This window comes from Paraburkholderia aromaticivorans (assembly GCF_002278075.1).
GTDB lineage: Bacteria > Pseudomonadota > Gammaproteobacteria > Burkholderiales > Burkholderiaceae > Paraburkholderia > Paraburkholderia aromaticivorans.
In genome coordinates, this window is the sequence record NZ_CP022992.1 from 195,580 (window position 1) to 215,944 (window position 20,365).

The 20,365-nt window shown below is 57.9% G+C and carries 19 protein-coding genes; all 19 read left to right on the forward strand.

Annotation, left to right across the window (positions count from 1 at the left end):
- Nucleotides 1-66: 66 nt before the first annotated feature.
- A complete protein-coding gene (gene mobH / locus CJU94_RS37105) occupies nucleotides 67-2,238 on the forward strand; it encodes a MobH family relaxase (protein WP_095423570.1) in 2,172 nt (723 codons plus the stop codon).
- Nucleotides 2,235-4,124 carry a conjugative transfer system coupling protein TraD gene (gene traD / locus CJU94_RS37110; RefSeq protein ID WP_095423571.1) on the forward strand — a complete coding sequence of 630 codons (1,890 nt, stop codon included), beginning with the start codon at nucleotides 2,235-2,237 and terminating at the stop codon, nucleotides 4,122-4,124. The genes mobH and traD overlap by 4 nt, the downstream gene beginning before the upstream one ends.
- A 107-nt stretch (nucleotides 4,125-4,231) precedes the next feature.
- Complete coding sequence (locus tag CJU94_RS37115) at nucleotides 4,232-4,783, forward strand: hypothetical protein (RefSeq protein ID WP_244221198.1); 552 nt, start codon at nucleotides 4,232-4,234, stop codon at nucleotides 4,781-4,783.
- Entirely contained in the window at nucleotides 4,783-5,421 is a 639-nt protein-coding gene (locus CJU94_RS37120; protein ID WP_095423573.1) for an IncC plasmid conjugative DNA transfer DtrJ family protein, read from the forward strand. The genes CJU94_RS37115 and CJU94_RS37120 overlap by 1 nt, the downstream gene beginning before the upstream one ends.
- A gap of 129 nt (nucleotides 5,422-5,550) precedes the next feature.
- Nucleotides 5,551-6,603 carry a TadA family conjugal transfer-associated ATPase gene (locus CJU94_RS37125; protein ID WP_095423574.1) on the forward strand — a complete coding sequence of 351 codons (1,053 nt, stop codon included), beginning with the start codon at nucleotides 5,551-5,553 and terminating at the stop codon, nucleotides 6,601-6,603.
- Nucleotides 6,542-6,913: a TrbC/VirB2 family type IV secretion system protein gene (locus CJU94_RS37130; RefSeq protein ID WP_095423575.1), complete on the forward strand. Its 372-nt coding sequence runs from the start codon at nucleotides 6,542-6,544 to the stop codon at nucleotides 6,911-6,913. Before CJU94_RS37125 ends, CJU94_RS37130 begins: the two co-directional genes overlap by 62 nt.
- Nucleotides 6,914-6,923: 10 nt before the next feature.
- Nucleotides 6,924-7,244: a VirB3 family type IV secretion system protein gene (locus CJU94_RS37135; RefSeq protein WP_042975973.1), complete on the forward strand. Its 321-nt coding sequence runs from the start codon at nucleotides 6,924-6,926 to the stop codon at nucleotides 7,242-7,244.
- 71 nt (nucleotides 7,245-7,315) lie between these two features.
- On the forward strand, nucleotides 7,316-9,772 hold the full coding sequence (locus CJU94_RS37140; protein WP_244221199.1) for a VirB4 family type IV secretion system protein: 2,457 nt from the start codon (nucleotides 7,316-7,318) through the stop codon (nucleotides 9,770-9,772).
- The gene (locus CJU94_RS37145) at nucleotides 9,765-10,526 is read left to right on the forward strand and encodes a conjugal transfer protein (RefSeq protein ID WP_095423577.1); all 762 of its coding nucleotides are present in this window, start codon (nucleotides 9,765-9,767) and stop codon (nucleotides 10,524-10,526) included. Before CJU94_RS37140 ends, CJU94_RS37145 begins: the two co-directional genes overlap by 8 nt.
- Before the next feature lie 26 nt (nucleotides 10,527-10,552).
- On the forward strand, nucleotides 10,553-11,338 hold the full coding sequence (locus CJU94_RS37150) for a conjugal transfer protein (RefSeq protein ID WP_095423578.1): 786 nt from the start codon (nucleotides 10,553-10,555) through the stop codon (nucleotides 11,336-11,338).
- 65 nt (nucleotides 11,339-11,403) lie between these two features.
- The gene (locus CJU94_RS37155; protein WP_244221200.1) at nucleotides 11,404-12,711 is read left to right on the forward strand and encodes a type IV secretion system protein; all 1,308 of its coding nucleotides are present in this window, start codon (nucleotides 11,404-11,406) and stop codon (nucleotides 12,709-12,711) included.
- A gap of 37 nt (nucleotides 12,712-12,748) precedes the next feature.
- A complete protein-coding gene (locus CJU94_RS37160; RefSeq protein WP_095423579.1) occupies nucleotides 12,749-13,039 on the forward strand; it encodes a hypothetical protein in 291 nt (96 codons plus the stop codon).
- A 63-nt stretch (nucleotides 13,040-13,102) separates the two neighbouring features.
- Nucleotides 13,103-13,249, forward strand: coding sequence for a hypothetical protein (locus CJU94_RS41140; RefSeq protein WP_157763878.1), 147 nt, complete (start codon nucleotides 13,103-13,105; stop codon nucleotides 13,247-13,249).
- Nucleotides 13,246-15,192 carry an AAA family ATPase gene (locus CJU94_RS37165; RefSeq protein ID WP_244221201.1) on the forward strand — a complete coding sequence of 649 codons (1,947 nt, stop codon included), beginning with the start codon at nucleotides 13,246-13,248 and terminating at the stop codon, nucleotides 15,190-15,192. The genes CJU94_RS41140 and CJU94_RS37165 overlap by 4 nt, the downstream gene beginning before the upstream one ends.
- 208 nt (nucleotides 15,193-15,400) lie before the next feature.
- Nucleotides 15,401-16,099, forward strand: a complete 699-nt coding sequence (locus CJU94_RS37170; protein WP_095423581.1) for a VirB8 family type IV secretion system protein — start codon at nucleotides 15,401-15,403, stop codon at nucleotides 16,097-16,099.
- On the forward strand, nucleotides 16,099-16,866 hold the full coding sequence (locus CJU94_RS37175; protein WP_095423582.1) for a TrbG/VirB9 family P-type conjugative transfer protein: 768 nt from the start codon (nucleotides 16,099-16,101) through the stop codon (nucleotides 16,864-16,866). Before CJU94_RS37170 ends, CJU94_RS37175 begins: the two co-directional genes overlap by 1 nt.
- Entirely contained in the window at nucleotides 16,863-18,188 is a 1,326-nt protein-coding gene (locus CJU94_RS37180) for a TraB/TrbI/VirB10 family type IV secretion system protein (RefSeq protein ID WP_095423583.1), read from the forward strand. The genes CJU94_RS37175 and CJU94_RS37180 overlap by 4 nt, the downstream gene beginning before the upstream one ends.
- 4 nt (nucleotides 18,189-18,192) lie before the next feature.
- Complete coding sequence (locus CJU94_RS37185) at nucleotides 18,193-19,704, forward strand: TrbG/VirB9 family P-type conjugative transfer protein (RefSeq protein ID WP_244221202.1); 1,512 nt, start codon at nucleotides 18,193-18,195, stop codon at nucleotides 19,702-19,704.
- Nucleotides 19,701-20,216, forward strand: a complete 516-nt coding sequence (locus CJU94_RS37190; RefSeq protein ID WP_095423584.1) for a TcpQ domain-containing protein — start codon at nucleotides 19,701-19,703, stop codon at nucleotides 20,214-20,216. The genes CJU94_RS37185 and CJU94_RS37190 overlap by 4 nt, the downstream gene beginning before the upstream one ends.
- Nucleotides 20,217-20,365 lie beyond the last annotated feature (149 nt).

Here is a 20,365-nt window from a genome sequence, read left to right on the forward strand (position 1 = left end):
GAAAGCCTGTTCATTTGACGAACGTTTCGCGCTTTCTCGGGTAGGTGGCTGGGCATAGACTTTTTTATGCTCAAAAAAATCCTACAGCGGCTGACAGGCCGATCGGACGAGACGTCGCAGGAAGCCCCGGCTGTCGCGCCGGTTGTGCTCCAACGGCATGCTGCGTCAAAAGTTCGTGTGGACACGGTAACGTCGCGTGTTCCCGTTTACCCCCCCATAGATCCGGGCATTGAGGTCCTGCCGGTCGATAGCATTGTGGAAAGCCAGTCCGCGATGGTTGCGCGGATTCGCACCGTAGCGGGGGGGACCGAGGCTGATTTCGCCGACATGTACCTATCGGTAATTCAGAACCTTGCCGAGTACATCCACCTTCTTCCAGCTTCTCGCCAAGAAACCCACACAGGCGCCGGCGGTCTTTTCCGTCTGTCGCTGGAGATGGGCTTCTACTGTTTGCAGGCCTCTGAGGGGGTGATTTTCACCCCGACCGAAGGAGTGGAGCGCCGTCATAAGCTCGAGCCGCGATGGCGCTATGCAGCGTTCCTGGCCGGGGTCTGCTCAGAGTTGCACCGGCCGCTGGCGTCCTTGATTGTCAGTGGGCCGGATGGCGCTCAATGGCCCAAGTACCTGCTCCCTTTGCATCGGTGGTGTGGTGAAGGCGGCTTTGACCGGTATCACATTTCCTGGCAACCCGAGCCGCGTTTTGAGAACGCGTCGGCAAAGGGCGAGGTGTCGGCGATGATTAGCCGTATCGTTCCCGATCGCTGTCTTCAATACCTCGAGGCCGGGTCGCCGGCGATCGCTCCCATCGTGTTCTCCGTTGCGACCGGTGCGACGCGAGACAACGAAAACTCCGTTGCCGAGCTCGTCGCGCGGATTCGAAAGCGTGTCCTTGATCGCGACAAGGCGGTTCGGCCGGATTACTACGGCACGATGGTCGTGGGTAACCATCTTGAACCCCATCTGCTCGAGGCTATGCGGACGCTGATTCGTGACGGCAAGTGGAAGATCAACCAGGATGGCGGCCGCGTGTGGTTCGGGGCGGACGGACTGTTCGTGATCTGGAAGAAGGCCGCGGAGGAATTGTCACGGGAAATCGCTCAAAAGGGAATTCAGGGTGTGCCGACGGAGGCAAACACGCTCGCGGAGGCCCTGCTGAACGCGAAGGTCTTTACGGCGAAGGTGGACCGCGATCCGTACTGGAAGGTCGTCCTTCCCAACGGCAAGGAATACGTCGCGACCAAGCTCGTCAACCCGCTCAGCCTGCTCGGCGATATCGAAGTATCGCCGCTACCGACAGCGTTGGCGGGCGGGGCTGCTGCTCCGGTCGGAGCCCCGACTGGCGGAAGCGTTTCGCAAATTCCTGCGACGACACCAACTTCTGCGGTATCTCCAGTGCCTGCTCCTCCGCAGACTCCCGCGCCGGCTGAGGCCATCTCCACTCCGGGCGAGGCTCCGAAGCCACCGGCACCGGCAGGAAAAGCACCGGATCGGCTGACGTCACTGATGCAACAACAAGCGCAGACCCGGTCGGCGATGCGGACGCTGGATCCGACCGAACTGGGCGAGCGGACGGCAGAAGAGGCGATCGCAGAGCGTGTTGCAGAAGGTGCAAATCCTCCCGCCACAAAACCGGACATCGACGCGGCTACGTTGGAACAGGCGGCAAGCGCTAGCGGGACGCCTGGCATCCCGGCAAGTACGCAGAGCCGTGCCGATTCGGGCGCGGCGCAGGAGGGGCGTGGCAGCAAGAAAGCGCGGGCGGGTGGGGATGATGTCGCAACTGCCGCGCAAAAGGAAGTTCCACCGTCGACGGGCGGCGCCGGGAATCGGGGTGCTGCTCAGAAGCAAGATGCTCCTGCACAAGCCAAGCTCCCGGCACCAGCCGAGCAGGCCGAGTTCTCATACGTCCAGCTTCTGCCCGAGCAATTTCGTCGCAAGTTGAAGCCGTTTCTTGGCGAAACGTTAGGTCGTTTGATTGCGGACTATCGATCGGGTGAGTTCAACGACAAGTTCTTGCTCGACCGCGATGGCTTGTGCGTGAGCTTCAAATACGCGGGAACCCTCGGCGCCCCTCTGCCGGCCGTTATTGAGGAGCTCGATCACCTGAACATGCTCTACGTCGACCCCTCCAATCCTGGCAAGAAGCAGCACCACCGGAAACTACCGGGCTCGGATAAAGACACACCGTGCCTCGTCTTGGCGTCACACGCCGTTCAGTATCTCGAGATCATCCGATGATCATCAACTACCAGAATCTATTCCGGCCGACCTATGAAGCACGATCGGCGGTCGCGTGGGGCGTGTCGCTTGCCTCGATGACTGGCATCGCATTAGCGTCCGATGTTCACACGAACGCCTTCGTATGGATGGGCGCCGGTTCGGCCGCAATGATGCTGTGGCGAGCCAAACAAACGCAGAGCATCTGGAACTTCAAAGCCAATCTTGCGGGCAAGCCCTTCACTTTTCTGAAGGCCGATGTTGTTCGGGTCAATCTTCCGAAGTTCGGGGACAACCTGTGGCTTGGCTGGGGTTATCGCTGGGAGCCTAGTCATACCCAACAGGCAACCGAGATTATGAAACGCGATCTTGCGGCCGTGTATCCGCCAAAGTGGTTTCTCAAGGCTCGCGGTCTGAAGGGACCGCAGCTCGACCCCACTAACGCGAAAGGCCTCCAGTGGATCCACGGGCTCGCGGAAGAGTCGGACATGTTGATGCCGCTTTCAGCGATGCAGGGCCACACCGCGGTGCTGGCGACGACTGGCGCGATCAAGACGACGCTGTATAGCCTGCTCGTCTATCAGCTTGCCTTGCGCGGGTACACGATCATCATCATTGACCCGAAAGGGGATCACGACCTGAAGGAGATCGCGAGGAACGCCGGCTCGCTCTCGGGTCGACCGGAGAAAGTCATCACGTTCCATCCGGCATTCCCGTCGGAGTCCGTGCGTATCGACACGCTCAAGAACTGGGACCGGGAGACTCAAGTGGCGTCGCGAATCTCGTCACTCATCCCGAGCGATGGGGACGAGTCATTCCGCTCGTTCGTGTGGATGCAGGTCAACCACGTTGCCCAGGCGTTGATTTATACGGGCACGAGGCCGTCATGGTCTTCATTGCTTGATGCGATCCAGAACCTCAATGGCGCGCAAAAGCTGCTGGAAAAAGCGCTGCGTATCTTCTTCAGGCAGAACGTCCCGGGGTGGGAGGCGCAAGTAGCGCCCGGTATCGCGAAATTCAACAAACCGGAAAGCAAGAAGAACAACGATATGGAAGGCGCTTCGGCCGAGCTGCGCGCCTACGTGGAGTTCTTCGAGTCCGAAATCCCGCTCAACGATCAGCCACGCCAAATCAAAGGCCTGATCAGTACCGTGCGCTCGAACAGGGAATGGTTCGCCAAGATGATGGTGCTGTTGCTGCCGCTGCTCACCAAACTCACTGCTGGCGAGCTCGAAGGGCTACTCAGCCCGGATTACGACGATATCGACGATCCACGTCCGATTTTTGACACGAAAAAGATCGTCGACGGCGGCTACATCTTCTACGCTGGGCTCGACTCTTTGAGCGATCCGGAAGTTGGATCTTCGATCGCGGCAGCGCTCCTGTCCGATATGCAGGCCGTTGCTGGTGAACGATACAACTACGACAAGAACATCAAGGAAAAGTCCCGCATCGTCGTCTTGATCGACGAGTGGGGCGATGTCATGTGCGAGCCGGTAATTCAGGAGTTGAACAAGGGCCGTGGCGCCGGCCTGGACATCATCGCTTGCGGCCAGACGTTCGCTGACCTTGCCGACAAGCTCGGTTCGGAGGTCAAGGCCAAGCGGATGATCGGCAACTTCAACAACCTGATAGCCGGCGCAACGCAGGACGAAGAAACGCAAAAGATTATCGCCGAGAAGATTGGCGAAACATACATCAAGAAGATTTCGCGCAGCCACGGACGCAATTCGAAGACGGAGGACCACGGAATTGAATTCGGCGGGTCGATCAGCGAGACGGTATCCGAGGAATTGGTCGACCTGTTCCCCATCACGTTGATGAGCAAACTGCCGGACTTGCATTACATGGCCGTTTGGAACCGCGGGACGGTTGTCAAGGGACGCATTCCGAAGCTCGTTCTGTGACGAGTTGGACACACTATATCGGTTGAAAAAGAGTTATGGAATCGCAGGTTATCGATCTGTCAGGCATGGAATTTCGTAGGCGAACGAAGGGCGCTGTGGAAGTGCCTGTGTCCAGCATCTGCAAGCAGGGTGACGTGATCCTGTCAAGCGTGCTTCGTTCGACCGAGCGTAAGGCCGCGGCCAAACCGATTTTCTTGCAGTGGCCAACGCTGCAGCAGTCGGCTCTGAAGTTTTGCGAAATCCTGTCTGATCGCTACCCGGGCGCGGTGGGGACTTCGCTGGTGGAAGAGGCGATCCAGCGCGCGATCGAGCGCTTCGTAGAGGTCTATGAAACTTCACGGAGAAGCACCGATTCGATGGTCGCCTTTCTCGAATCATTGGCGCTGTCTGCTGACGTTGCCATGGAGTACAGCGCCGTTGGTTTTGATGAGGCAGGCAACCGCCGGGTATGGCCGCCTTTCGAGGAACCCATTGGTTCGTGGGCAAGGCGCCTTGGCCTTCAGAAAGTGCGATTCGTCCGTGTCCCGCCGGCAGAGCCTGATGTGCTAGTAGGGAATCGCTTTCTGCTGTGCAGTCGGATTATGACGGCCAAGGACATCGGTCGGGTCAGCGAGCTGCCGAGCGGCTCGCTGGATATTCGAGCACATGGGAGGCAGTGATGAAGTGGGGTTTACATCTTAAGTTTTGGATTCTCTTGACGCTGGTGCTGATCCTCGCCGTCCCGGCGATTGTCTCGGTGCAAGACGGGCTTGACCGAATCTCGCGTGAGGTGGAGATGACGAGGGCGGTCTTCGGGGATGAAAAGACCGAGACTATTGTCGACAGCGCAAAAAGCGTCTACGGCACCGCCTTCGTGAAATCCGGGTTCATCGCGGACCTGAACAAAACTCACTTTTCACAAGCTGACTACAGGAAGGCGCATGCCCTGAGCGGCGCGCTCAAGCACTTTGGAACGGTCACCAACTCCTACTTCGGTTCGATGGTGATCAATCTCTACGGGATGATGATCCGCCTGTTTATCGTGTGGCACTGGCTTGCCTTCGTTGGTCCCTTCCTGATCGCTTGCGTGGTCGACGGCTATATGACCCGCGCAAAAAAACTAGCCGAATTTGCCTATCAGAATCCGAGCGCTTTCTCCCTGGCTGCGCACGTGCTTCTCTGGATCATTTTCTTCCCCGTCATGTACCTCGTGGCACCGATCCCGGTGACGCCTCTGTTCGTACCGATTTGGGCGCTCGTGATGGCCCTTCCTGTGGCGGTGATGCTCTCCAACTCTCAGCGAATTTTCGGTTCCTGAGCAATTGTCGGGGGGAAACCCCCCCGCTTTACGTTGCGTTTCCGGGTAGTTCCTGACAGGAAGCTTGGTTAGATTATGCAATGACTGAATAGGGCAACGCGGTAACGCGTCGCCAAAATGAGGATAACGATGAGCGATTTGAAGAGAGATGGCCGCAGCAGTGGACGAAACAGTCTGCTCGAAATGGTCATGAACTGTTTGGGCACGATCCGGGAGTGGCTCGAGGACGCGACCGTGACGGACATCATGATCAACCGCCCGGACGATGTCTGGGTTCAGCAGGGTGGAAAGAAGTTCTGCAGCGGGGCGAAGATCTCGGCCGCCCAGATCGAGGCCGCCATTACCCTTCTCGCTTCCAATTCGGGCATCCAGGTGAGCAACGAATCGGCAGACGCGATCGTGAGTACGAAGCTGCCCGGCTTTCGGGTGGAGGCAACACTTCCGCCGGTCGCCGTCGATGGCCCGACCATCGCGTTCCGTCGCAACAACATGGTCGTCAAGGCCATGTCCGACTGGGTCGAGCAGGGCGCTCTGCCCAAGGAAGTGGCGGACGTTCTGGCGGATACGGTTCGTCGTCGTCTCGGCGTCGCGATAGTCGGAGGTACGGGTTCGGGCAAGACCACATTCGCGAACACCCTTCTGGGATGTTTTCCGCCCGACGACCGAATCATCACCATCGAGCAGGTTCCGGAACTCGTCGTCAAATCGCCGAACAACGTGCGGTTGCAGATCAACCCGCAGCTCAAGGTTACGGCCAAGCGCCTGCTAGAAAGCGTGCTGCGGCAAAACCCGGACCGAATTGTGCTCGGCGAGGCCCGCGGTGCCGAAGCAAACGATCTTCTTCAGGCGGCCAATACGGGGCACGAAGGTCCGTTGGTGACGTTGCACGCGAATAACGGTGCGGAAGGCCTGACTCGCTTCGAGGACATGGTGGCGCAATCTGCCGATGCGCCGGATAGCCGGGAAGGCATTCAGGCTCGAATTGCCAGTGCTTTCCAGGTGATGGTGTTCATGAAGTTGGTCGGCGACGACCGGATCGTGGCAGAAGTAGTAAAGGTCGACGGCTTTGATCGGCAGTCGAAAGAGTACAAAACCACTCTCATCTATAGGAGTAGCAGATATGAAACGTTTGATGTCCCGATGCTCGGCGGCGATCAAGGCGAGCTCGCCCGAGCAGCGTAGGGTCGTAATCGGGTCGCTGCTTGCTGTCGCGCTGGTCTCGTCGTCGCAGGCCTTCGCGACGCTGACGCTGCCGATTACCGGCATCCTGTGCGACTTCTTCAACCTCATGACGGGCCAGGTCGGCTACGCGATCTCGGGGATCATCGTGGTGATCCTCGGCATCATGTGGGCGGCTGGCGAAGTCAGTGGCTGGGTCGGTCGTGGTCTCGCCGTGATCGTCGGCATCTCGATCGCGCTGCAGGCAGCGACGTGGCTCGGCGCGATCCAGACGGACGGCGGCGGTACGGGCAGCGGCTGCTCGGGCGCGTAAAGGGGATGAGATGGATTACGAACCTCGAACCACGGTAATCCACTCGTCCCTGATGCGTATCAAGACGATCGCCGGGGTGGAAGAGCGCCTTGCAAAAGTCCACCTGGCGATCGCGATCGCAATGTTGGGAGTGTGGCGGATCTGGCTGTACTTCCCGTTTTGCGTAGCAGTGCACCTTTTCCTGGTGTGGCTGACGAAGCGTGACGAGAACATCTTCCTGATCTACACGCAGTACAGCCGACAGTCCGACGTCTACGACCCCTGGGTCCGGATCGATCGGAAATCGAAAGTCAAACGGCCGCATGGCTTTGGGCGTGACATCTTATGTTGAGTATCAAGGCAGTCCTCGGCTCATATCTGAAATCGGTAAAGAGTTTTTCGGAACTCGTACCGTGGATGGGTATGAACGCCGCAGATATGGTGTTCAACCTCGACGGATCGATGATGGTCGTGTACGAGGTTGCGGGTATTGATGCCGAGGGCCGTCTCCCGATCGAAACGGATGGGTTTGTCGAAAACTTTGAGCGAGCTCTCAAGGGATTTGATGAACATATCCTGGTTTGGTCCATCATGGACCGCCGTCGGACGGAATACTATCCGGACGCAGATTTCCCGACGGCGATCGGCAAGTTCTTGGATCTGTCGTGGAAACAACACCTGTTCGGCCAGCGGCAGTACGAGAACCGCCACTACTTTGCAGTGGTCTACCGCAATCTCGGTGGCTCGGGCGGCTTTTTCGACAAGCTGACGAACCACATGGATCGGCACAAGGTTGGGATGTTCAAAGCCTTGAGTGCGATCCTGTTCTCCGCAACTTCGGCGAAGAAGAACGCGGCGCTCGCATTCGAGCAGTTTGACGCACACGAAACTCACTTTCGCCAGATCCTCGAAGAGTTCGAGACGACGGTGAACTCGCTTGGCTTTCGCCGGCTGCAGAGCAACGAGTTGATGACGTTCATGCACCAGCGTGTGAGTCCGCCGAACGACCACCACCGCGTGGCAATCCCGGATATTCCGGTGTACCTAAATACGTACCTGCCGGACTCGACGCTTCGACGGAAGAAGAAGCACCTTGAATTCGAGGGTGACGTCACGCGCTACGTGGGCGCAATGAGCGTGAAGAACTGGCCGAACATCATCGCGCCCGGCGTGACTGATCCGCTACTGCAAATTGACGGTGAAATAACCGTCAGTCAGTGCTTCGAGTTCTGGGGCAACGAACGGGCGAAGAAGTACATCCAGGCCACGCAGGACCATTTCATGGCCAGCACCAAGCGTTGGACGACGCATTTGGTGGAACAGATGACGAAAACGGAGTCGGACAAGATCGATGCCGGCAAACTCGCGTTGGCAGAAGACGCGTCGTCTGCGCTGGAAGATCTGACGGCGCTCGACCGTGCCTACGGGCACTACAACATGACCATTCTCTGCTACGGGGATACCGAAGAAGAGATGGAGCAGACGCTAAAAGACGTCGGCAGCACGATGCGCACCGCTGTCGGTGCGAAGGTGGTTCGCGAACGAATGTACGCGCTTTCGGCGTTCACGGCGACATTGCCGGGCCAATGGGCAAACATCGTCCGATGGGGCTTCATCAACGTGGGGAATCTCGCGGATCTGGCACAACTCCGAGCGATTCGGACCGGCGAACGTCGCAATTCGCACCTGTCGGGTCAGCTGCAGCGGCCGATTCCGGCTTTGGCACTTTTGCCGACCGAGCACAATGTTCCATTCAACTACAACTTCCACCAAGGGGACTTGCCACACTTCTTCGTGGTGGGCCCGTCGCGTTCGGGTAAGACGACGCTGCTCAATTTCCTGATTTCGCAGTTCTTCAAGTATCACCCGTGCAATGTCCTGATCTTCGATAAGGACTATTCGTGCTATGTCGCCTCGGGTCTTCAGGGTGCGAAGCATATCGACATGAACCCCAGCACGGGCAAGCCACCGCGCATGAATCCCCTGCGCGTCGTGAACGATCCGACGAAGCGAGGATGGCTGATGCGTTGGCTGCAGTTGATCGTTACTCTTCGGCAGTACGAGTGGAAGACCGAAGACGAGCTCGACATGAACAAGGCGCTCAACATGCTGGCCGATCAGCCGCCGGAGAACTGGCGACTGTCGCGCCTCGCGGATTTCATGAAGGCCATTTCAAACGACCTGTACAAAGAGTTGCAGCCTTGGCTTGAGGACGGTGGCACATATCCGCATTTCGATAGCTCGGAGGATGACTTCAAGCTGTCGTCTTTCACCGACGTTGAGATGGGAGGGTTGCTCGAGGATGAGATCCTGGCACCCGTCTTTATCGACTACGCGTTCTTCTGCATCGATGAGATGCTGGTTCTTGATCCGGAGCAGGGGATCAAACCGACGCTGATCTACCTCGAGGAGGTGTGGTATCTCCTGAAAAACAAAAAGCTGCGTGAGCGTTTCGACAACTGGCTGCGCACCCTCGCCAAGAAAAATGCAATAGTCGGTATGACTACACAATCGTTGAAAGAAATCGCCGATAGCGACATTTTCACCACGATCATCGACAACATCCAGAACCGCATTTTCCTGCCGAACGCGAGCGTGATGGCCCACTTGGACCTGTATCGCAACAAGTTCCAGCTCAACGATGAGCAGATCGAGCGCATCCGGACAGCGACGCGGAAGGTGCAGTACTACTTCGTGAATCCGGAGGGTATGTCACGCATGGCAAACGTTCGTTTTCCGCCTGAGATGCTCGCCTGCCTGCGGTCGGATCAGCTCGCGATCCAGAAATACAAGGAATTCCGCGCCAAGCTGGTTCCGGATTGGGAAGAACAGTACATCGAGGAAATGGTGCGCTTGGGGGAGGTCGCAAAAAATGAATAAAGTCGTCGCAGCTTTCCTGGCCGTCCTGTTTTCGGGTTCGTGCTACGCCGGCGGTATGCCGGTGTTCACGGGCGGTTTGGTGTTCGATCCGACCAACTTCTCGCAGAACGTAATCAAAGCCGCGCAGACCGCCCAGAAAGTGATCTTGGATGGGCAAAGGTATGCGCTGCAAATCCAGCAGTACGAGATGCAGGTCAAGCAGTTGGCGGCGATCAATCCGCAGCAGCTTGCGGCGTTGGGCGGGGTCTCTATTACCAATCTGGCGGACGTGAACAATTACGTGTCCAGCCTTCAGAACGTCGTTGGTGATTTGAACAATGTGTCGACCGCGTTGAACAACCGCTTCACAGAAGCTCAACTGTCCGGACAGACGTGGTCCCAATATTTGGCATCACAACAAGCGGCAATCAAGGCGAGGGTCCAGTCGGCACAGATCCGCGCTCAAAACGAAGCTGCGACGTTGCAATCGGTTCAGAACGACTACGCGATGGCGGCGCAGTGGCAGGCGCGAATTCCGGCCACGATGGGAACGAATGAGGATGTCCAGTTGCTGAATACGCAGATGAACCGAGTCCTCATGCAGAACTCGCAAATCATCAAGATGCTCGTCGACAAGAATGGAGTACTCAAGGCGAATAGCGAGGCCGATGAGCTGGGCAGAGAGAATCAGGACGCTGCTGCACGGACTATTTTCAATGGCGCCATTCAGCAGGACAACCAGAATAGTCAGTCGTTGATCAACGGCCTGCAGTAGTTCCCATACGATACGAAAGGAAAGCCATGAAAAAGATTTTTGGTGCCGTGCTGTTGATGTTTGCTTCGACGGCGTCGTTTGCCCAGTACATTGTTTTCGATCCGTCGAATTACGCGCAGAACTTGATGACGGCGGCGCAGACCGTGCAGTCTGTTCTCAAGGAAACGCAGCAGTACACGACTCAGATCCTGCAGTACGAGAATGAGGTCAAGCAGCTCGCATCGATTGGGCCGGAGGCATTGAACACGCTGAAGAGTGTGGGCAACCTCAATCTGACCAATATCAACGGCTACATCAATTCGCTAAATTCGTTGTACGGTAATCTGTCGGGGATGTCGAACCAAATCTCTACTCAGTTCTCGGCCGCCCAGCTGAGCAACATGACGTGGGATCAGTTTATGGCGAAGCAGAAGCAGGATATCCAGAACGGCATCGGCGCCGCGCAGATTCGTGCGCAGAACGAGGCCAATACGCTCAACGCCATCCAGCAGGACTATGCGATGGCGCAGCAGTGGCAGTCGCAGATCCCGACAACGTCGGGCATCCACGAGTCGATGCAATTGATGAATCAGCAGATGAACCGGGTTGTCATGCAGAACGCCCAACTGATGCAACAACTCCAGTCGATGAACGGTAGCGCGAAGGCGATGGAAGAAACGAACAAGGCTATCGCAAAGCAGCGCAACAACGATGCGCTTCAATCGATCGACCAGACGATTAGTACCGACAATGGAAACATGAGTTCACTGGTCAACGGCTTGAGGAGCGGTTCGCCTGTCTACAGGACCTCTGGCGGCGGAGCGACGAACTGAAGGGGCCCGCCCGACGCATGGGCGGGTAAGTGGCGGTTAGGCGACTAGTTTCAAAGGAAGCCGGTATGTTCTGTGTGAATATGCAAATGTCATCGAAAAGATCGTCCGACCGAGCGGGGATATTTGGGCTGCTATCGGTCGTGGCGTTTATCGCGTGCATGTTTTTCTCGGTCTCGGCTTTCGCGCAGAGTTCTGGCTCCACTGGAGTTTCGATTTCCGCGGCGGCTTCGGAATTCGTTTCACAGGTGACGACGGCTCTGAACCAGCTGGAAAGTACGATTCAGTCGAACTTGTGTAGCTTGAGCGGTACATTGTCCGCGGATGGTACCGAGTTGGAGTGGGCGCTCTTCAGCGTCATGTTCGTCTGGACGGCGATCACCGGAATGCTAAAGGGTGAGTCGCTGGGTGAGGTCTTCGCGCAGATCATCACTCAGATTCTTATGCTCGGCATTGTGATGGCGTGCCTGAATTCGAGCTCGCAAAACGCGCTGACGCAGACTTTCTCGACGATTTCGAGCCAGTTTGGCGCAGGTACGAACTTGTCCGGAGGATTCAAGAGTTTTTTCACCGCGATCTCCAGCCTTTGGTCGAGTGCGGACGCAAGCTCGACGTCGTCGGGGTCGAGCGGGAGCAACTGGTTTTCTTCGCTGTTCCATACCATTGGTGATTTCGACCTCGGCTCGATCCTCGCAGGTCTCGCAATTGTGATTCTGAAGTTGGCGACGACAGTGATCATGGCTGGCGCCGCGGCGCTGTGGGCAGGGAATTACATCCTCTCACAGATGAAGGTGTACATCGGCTTGGCGGTTGCGCCCGTGATGGTGCCTTGGCTCCTTATGCCGTACACCACTTTCCTTTTCGATGGGTGGTTGAAGTACATGATTGGCGCCGGCATGATGCAGATCGTCGGCGCGATCATGATCAAGATGACCGACGTCTTGATGACCACCATGACAACTGTTGCCCAGGGAGCGACGGCCACGAACGTCATTTTGTATGTTGTCCTGATCGTGCTGGCGTTGGTGATCGCTTATATGATGTCCGAGATCAACGGCATTGCGATGGGTCTGCTCGGAGGCGGTTCCCGGGTTGGCATGGGCTTTGGCGCCTGGTCTAGCGTGAAGAACTGGGGGCCACATAGGGGCCTTGGTGCGACCGCCCAGCGCTCGGCTCAGCTCGCGGGTAAGGGTGCTCGCGTGGCCGGTCAAGGCCTCAAGTCGGCTGGCCAGGCTGCGCTCAGCCGGATCCGTGGCGGGGGTGGCGGGGCCCGTGGTGGCGGTGCGAGTGGCGGATCGAGAAAGACAATGGCTGCAGGCGGCGGCGTTCGGGCAACGATGGCCCAAGCACGCGGTGGCAGTGCGTCCCGACGCTAATGTATCGCCTTGCTGATAGGTATATGAAAGGAATATCATGAGCACCACTGACGCAGAAGTCGACGAACTCCAGACGAAGAGATCATTCCGAGAAGCATTTGTGGATACGCTTCACATGCTTCGCGCAGCGCCGGATACCGAAGAGGAATGGGACGCGAGGGAAAGCCAGTTGCACGCAATGATTCGGGAGTCGGTTCCAAGTGCGATCGGCGTGACGCTCGCTCGGACGCTCCTTGAGCAGCCCATTTTCTTTGTCGTGGGGGTTGGTGGGCTGGTCTTGTGGACCGCCTTGGAAGCAGTTCCTTTCATTTACCGCCTTCTCTTCTAGCCGCTCGCGGGGGCTTGTTTCCGGATCGCCTTCACGTACATTAGGGGTAAGGAGATCGGAAACATGACCACCCTCTACCGAACCATTCTGTTTGCTGCGCTTGCCTGCTATGGCTGGTACTACAACACCAGCCTCAACGTGGACCTTTCGTCACGCAGCGCTCACGTTCACCTCGATTCGGCTCGTTCGGCGGCACATGGAGGTGAATGATGAACGGCTACTATCGTCCGTCGAACCCTCTCGATACCCTTCTCGGCGTGGCGGTGATCGCACTCCTGGCGTTCGCGGGACTGTCAGCAATTGCATGGGCCTGGGAGACGTGGCAACTGCTCACGTCGAATCAATCAGCGCATGACGTGATTCTGTACGGCCGAGTCGCGTCGATCGTTATCGTGGTCCTCGGTCTTGCGGCCATCCGATTCCGGGCTGTCGCTTACGTGGCAATCACTGTCTTTGCTTTCAGCTGGATCGCGCTGCTTTCGGGTCATGCGGATGCCGGGGAGTTCTGGGGGTTCGCAGGTTTTCTGCCGATTCTTTCGGTCTACCCGTGGCTTGCCCGGAAGTTCCCTGAGGCCTCTGATGAACGCGAACGCGCCCTGGTCGTGAACAATCCGCAGGAAACAGGCTCTACGCCGCTGCCGCATCTTCCGGTTGCGACTCCGCGAAAGACCCTTGATTCGCTCGTGGGGATGGAGGATCTGAAGGATCGCCTCCGCGGCGCCGTGTCGGATATTCTGGCGAAGCGCTCGGAGGGCGAGGACCCGCGCAACGGTATCCTCCTGCACGGTGAGCCGGGGAATGGCAAAACGGAATTTGCGGAGTGCTTGGCCGGGGAATTCAAGCTTCCACTGATCAAGCTGCGAAACAGCGACGTGGCCAGCCGTTGGAAGAACCAGACGACGGAAAGCATCGTTCAGGCGTTTGCGGACGCGAAGGCACACGCTCCGTGCATGCTCTTCATCGACGAAGCCGACAGTCTGCTCGTCGACCGGGCTGGGATGGCCGAGGCCGGCGGTGAGGAAGGGAAGATCACGAACGCACTGCTGACGGAGCTGGTGGACATCCGTGCGCATCGTGTCGTCGTGGTTGCTGCAACGAACTACCTCGACAAGCTCGATGCGGCCGGGATGCGGGAAGGACGCTTCGATTTCAAAATTGAAGTTCCGACGCCGGATGAGCCTGCCCGTCTCGCACTTCTCGATGCCTCGCTCAAACGTTATGTGCCGTATGTGGAAATTCCGCAAGCAGCAGTGGAACGTGCAGCCAAGCGTTGGGTCGGCTATTCCAGCAAGCGCATCCAGTCGGTTGGTGAGCAAATTCGGGAAGTGAAGCGAAAGACCAATCGGAATAGCTTTGACTTCGACGATTTGATGGCTGCGATGCGAGCTCTGCAAGGTCGCGCAGGCAAGATCCCGGAGAATACGAAAGGGCTGGACGAGATCATCCTATCTGTCGCGTCGAGCAAGCGTCTGAAGGCGATCGCAACCCGTATGTCCAAAATCAGCCAGATCGAGGAAATGGGCGGCAAAGCGCCGACCGGCATCGTGTTCTATGGTCCTCCGGGAACGGGCAAGACCGAAGCGGCACGTGCTCTGGCTAAGGCGACGGGATGGGCGTTCTTGCAGACCACAGGCAGTACGCTGATGGCTGACCCCTCATCGTGGGACAAACTGATCCGCGAGGCCAAGGACATTCGTCCGGTGATCGTGTTCTTGGATGAGGCCGACGATATTCTCCGGAACCGCCAGATGTCCAACGTCTCCGCGCTGACCAACAAGGTCCTGGTCTCGATGGACGGCGCGGCTGGCAAAACACCGGATATCGTTTTCGTCGCGGCCACGAACTTCGTGGACGATATCGATGAGGCTGCGATGCGCGGCGGCCGCTTCACAGAGAAGGTGCGCTTCGATCTGCCTGATGAAGTGGGTATCGAGACATACGTCTCCGGCTGGCTTGAAAAACGAGGCATCGAGCCGTTGAACAGTTTCGTGGCTCGGGTGGTGGATGCCCTGAAAGGGGAATCGATTGCAAACGTCGACGCAATCCTTCAGGAAGCTGTGAACCAGCGTGCCGTGAGAATGCTGGATGGGGAGGAAGCTAGTCTTACGGTCTACGACATTGTGGAGGCCCGAGAAACGATTTCTCGAAACTGATCCGAGTCCTTGCGCGATCGGGGCAGGTCCTGTTTCCACGGGCCTGCCCCTTTCTTTTGGGGTTGGTCGAGGAGGAGTGTTACGGTCACCATCGGGTATCCGAGCAGTCCGCCCGGGGAAAGAACCCCTTCTTAGGCGTTCTTTTAGAATGGTTGACCACTAAGCCCCCATGTTTTACTTCCTGCTAAGAAATCTCGGAGCGGGAAGCATGCTGTTCAATCGGAAAGAAAAGCCAGTCGACGTGCTGATGGCGGGAAATGCCGGGCCGGTCACGGCATACGACAAGGCCAAGCGCGAATTCTTCGAAATCATCGGCACAAGCCAGGCCAACTCCGCGCGATGGTTCATCATCGCCGTGGTCATGGGTTTGGGCTTGGTTGTCATGGCGGCGGACTTCTATCGTCTCTTGCCACTTAAGACCATCATTCCGTGGATGGTGCAGCCGCAGGCCGATGGTGCAGTTGCCAACGGTGGCGCTGTCGCCGCTGTGCAATTCACGCCGAATCGCAACATGCGCTCCTATTTCCTCAGGCATTGGGCAGAGAAGGCGCTCACCATCGACCAGTACACATCGCAGAAAGATCTAAAGGCCGCGCAGGCGCTTTGTCGAGGCGCGGCCGTCGGCGAGTTTGCCCAGATGATGAGGGACGACAACCCCTTCGGCAAATTGGCGCTCAACGCGCAGTACACACGTGTTGTTCACGTCAAGAGCGTTGACCCAGGCGAGAACGGCGTCGGTTTCATCTTCTTGACGACTGTGGCCGGTGGCGGTACGGGAGATCCGGATACGAAGCAATATCGGATTACGGTCCACTACGCGATTTCCCCGCCGAAGAGCGAGGAGGAAATTGCGAGCAATCCCGTCGGCCTCTACATCACCCACTTCGCCCGCGTCGAGGACTTTTAATGATGTCGTTAATTGTGAGAATTCTCGCCGCGATTCTGTTCCTCGCGGGTCCGCTGAGTGCCCATGCAGTGTTGATTGCAACTCCGCTGCCGGGTGACACTCGACTTGTTCGTTTCGACTTCGATCCGAACAACACCTATCAGATCCTCACTCGCCCCAAGGCTGTTACGGACATTCAACTGGAAGCCGGAGAGGTTGTGAAGGGCGTTGCCCTCGGCGATTCGTTCTCCTGGGACTGCGAAACAGGCGTTGCAGGCCACATTTTTATTCGACCAAAGTACGACGATGTTGTGACGTCGGGTACGGTCGTTACAGATCGTCGCACGTATCAACTCATGCTGCGCTCGACGGAAGCGGATGTGGGCAAGTGGTACCAACGGGTTACGTGGGGATATCCCGGCACGTCGATGTTGCAACCGCTCGCGACGACTGCTGCTCCCCAGGCGTCTGGCGTGGGACCGACGGCAAGCGACCCGCTGACGCGCGGCGTCGACGTTGAACAGTTGAACTTCGACTACCGGATCAGCGGCAATGCTCCGTTCAAACCCGTGCAGGTGATCGACAACGGCACCTTTACGTGGATCCAGATGCCCGCAAACATCCAGGATTGGCCGGCAGTTTTCTGGGTTACGCCGGATAACCGTTATGCGGCACTCGATCCTGTTGTCGACGGAAAATATCTGAAGGTCACGAAGGTCATGCACAAGTTCCTGCTGAAGATCGGCAAGGAAGAAGTCGAGATCACGAACAACAAGGTCGCTCAATGACCAACAAGTCGATCATCGATCCGGACGCCAACGACGGAGGCTTGCCCAAGAAGAACATGCACTGGAAGATTGTGCTTCTTCTTGGCGCGGTCGTCCTGGTGGCGGCTTATATCAAGTTCGGCGGAAAGAGCGTGCATCGTCACGATTTCAATCCGACTCCTCCTCATGCTACCGAGCTCGGTCCTGCGGCGGACCCTTCATCCATTGACAAGGACAAGGCAGCCGCGGAACAGAATGTCCAACTCGAGAAGATTCAGGAAGGCAAGCAGAAGGCTGATGCTCTGAAGAAGCAACAGGAGCTGCAAGCTGCTCAATCGGCGAATAGTGGACGGATGGGCGTGGCGCCGGCGCAAGCGCCAGGAGCCGCATCCTCTACGGTGGGGTTGCCTCCTGCTGGCGCGTTGCCCCCGCTACCACCGGCGATGGCCGCGAATGGCGCGAGGGGCGGTCGGGGAGTGGCTGATCCAGACCGCGAGTCCATGATCAGAAACTCGCCCGTCTTGGTTAAATCGAATGCCGCTCAATCGGGTTCGGCTCAGGGGAATATGCCGCCGGGTTATGTCCCGCCTCAGATGAGCGACCTACAGAGGAGTGAGCTCGCGAGTGCGTCGGACATGAGCAATATTCTGAAGCACATGCCCGGAATGCAAAGCGGCAATAACCCCGGGGCGGGAGCTACAGCGAATTCGCAATGGCTGACGGATTACAACTCGAAGCTATCGGACCACTCGGCTGAAACGGCGTATGCTCCACCGGCCAGGTACTACTTGCGCAGCAATACCCTCATTCAAGCGGTTACGACGCGAATGGTGGATAGCGACCTCTCGGGCCCTATCGAGATGCGTGTAGTCAGCGATGTCTATGACTCGGTTACTGGCACACAGGTCATGATTCCAGCGGGTTCGTCGATCAGCGGCGGGAACAATGGGGATATCCGTCTTGGCCAGTCGCGGATTGAGGTTGCGGTGGGTCGTATCTGCCGTCCGGATGGTATTTGCGTGGACACGCCGAATTCGCAAGGGGCCGATTCGGGGGGCGCAACGGGTCTGCCTGGGGACGTGAACAACCACATCCTGCAGATTTTTGCGACGGCCATCATCCCTGCTGCGATCGCATATGCTACGACCCCGAATAGTGGCAATAACAACGTTTATGCGGGTAGCAATTCACCGCTCAATGCCGCTGGCCAGATCATGGTCCAGACGTCTCAGACGGTGTTGAACCGCTACAACAACATTCCGCCGACGATTAAGGTTCCTCCGGGTTCCCCCGTGAGTATCGTCCTCGGGAAAGATCTGGTGCTGCCGCCATACCATAGGTGAGATCGTGAAACTCAGTTTGAAATCCATCGCGCAACTGCGCTTCATCGTTGCCGTTGTTTCGGGGTTGGCCATGTCCGCGTGTGCCACGGCGCCGCTGCCGGCAGCATCGAATCAGAACTACGACTTCGCGTATCGAACCACTGGCGGGTCAGACGTTCGACCGAGTCAGGTGTTCGATGATGGTTCGAAGACCTATTTTCAGTTCCCTGTCGGGAAGACGGCGCCGGTGATTCAGCTCGACGATGCGGGAGATCACAAGCTGCTCGAGCCGAACCAGGAGGGCATCTACTACACCGTGCCGTTCGTCGCGAATCGCTTTGTATTCCAACGAGGCCAGGAGACCGGAGTCGCAGAGTACGACGGTGCCAAGCCGCACGTGGTCGACATGTCCCGGGTAAATGAGCCTGGGACGGTGCCGGCGACGCACGTCGACGTGGACGGCCTGTACGCCGTTACGCAGCGCAACCGCCCGGTATACGTGCATCAGGCAATGCAGGCGAATAGCTATGCAACCCCAGTGATTGGGGACAATGCTTCGTGGGCTACGGAACTTCCAACGGAAGACAAGTTCGATGTCCAGTTCAAGCGTGGCAGTTCGAAGCTTCTGGTTCCGAAGCGATCTGCGACGTCGGAGATTTTGTCGGCGGCAAAGAAGGCGAGCCGCGTCGTCATTATGGGGCGCGACGACGACAGCATGATGGAAACGCTGGCAGAGAATCGCGCGGGCGCGGTGCGAGATTGGCTTGTCAAAAATGGCGTTCCACCGAGCGTGATCAATGTGACGGCTGATACCTCGGGAGCTGACGGGCTCGACGCCGAGATTCGCGTGTACAGCAAGCCGACTCAGGTTCCGGTGAACTACGCGTCGCCCGATTCACCGGCATTCAAGGCGGATGCAATCAAGGCGGATGTTCAAGCGGGTGTGCTCTCTCGCGAGGAAGGGGCTCGACGTCTCGCATCGCTTGCCGGCTACGGGAGTTCCAGCAATGGAGAGAACTCGAGCGGAACCGGCGGGATCTCGCTTCGCTCAACCTTGGCAGTATTCGCCGAGAAGGAGCACTACGAGCTTTCGTGGGGTGTGGGTGTCGCGGACAAGAAGATCACCGTTCCGCCGGTTGACCGTGAGCCAAATTTCGACGCCAAGCTTGTGGATCTAGGTAAGGCGGGTGCGGGCGCATGCAATCTCGGGGTGGACAAGGAGGCCAAGTTGATCTACGCGGAGCCGAATCTTGGCGGCCTGGTGAAGATTAATGGGAAGGCCGGGATCGAGACGCTCAGCGAAGCCAATTCTGTCCTGACGGTGAAGCTGCGGACGTCGCCGAAAACTATGTACGCCGTCGATCGTGTCGACAACTCGGACATCGCCGTGAAGTGGACGGATCCGACCGCATTCACGATGCCCGTGCGGGAGAAGATGGAGCTCACCCTGGACGGCAAGACACTGGATCTGACTCACGTGGGCGACAGCCGCTACGTGGTCGTGCTTCAACCCACAGCCGGGACTACGACGAAATGAAGAAATCGACTTTACTGCGGCGTGGGGCCGCTGCCGCTCTCGCCCTCGTAGTGCCGTTCGCGGCGGCGCAGGGGCACAAAAATCAAGCGTTCGTCCCTGTGGCAGCTGCGGCGACCGTTGCTCCAGCATCCGCAACTGGCGTCACGGTGGCGGCCGTTGCTTCAGCATCCGAAGCTGGCGTCGTAGCTGCTGATCCATCCGTCGCTCGCGTATCGGCCGGCGGTGACGTCGCGGTCTCTCGAACGACGCAGCAGTTCGCGGTCCTAGCGAGCGACGAAAATTTCCGGAAACTCATCGCGCGCTGGGCGCACCAGGCCGGATGGAATTCCGAGTGGGACGTCGATCGTGACATCGACATCACTGGCGAGTACACGTGGCGGAACATGTCATTTGTCGATGCCGTTCGGGCGACTTTGAAAGCCACGGAGCGTGGCGACCTTGCCGTGCACGGCTGCTATTACGCGAATAACTGGGTGCAGGTGGTACCTCTGACGACACCGTGTAAAAGGTAGCAGCGTGCAGTCGAAGTTGCAGGACTAGGGCGCCGTCGGCGCCCTTTAACATTTCTGGTCATCCGGTTGCCTTGATTGATATCTCCAGTTGTGGCGACGTCAATCCGGCTGGAAAGGTGCCCGCAATAGGCGCTGTTTCCGCGTAGTTC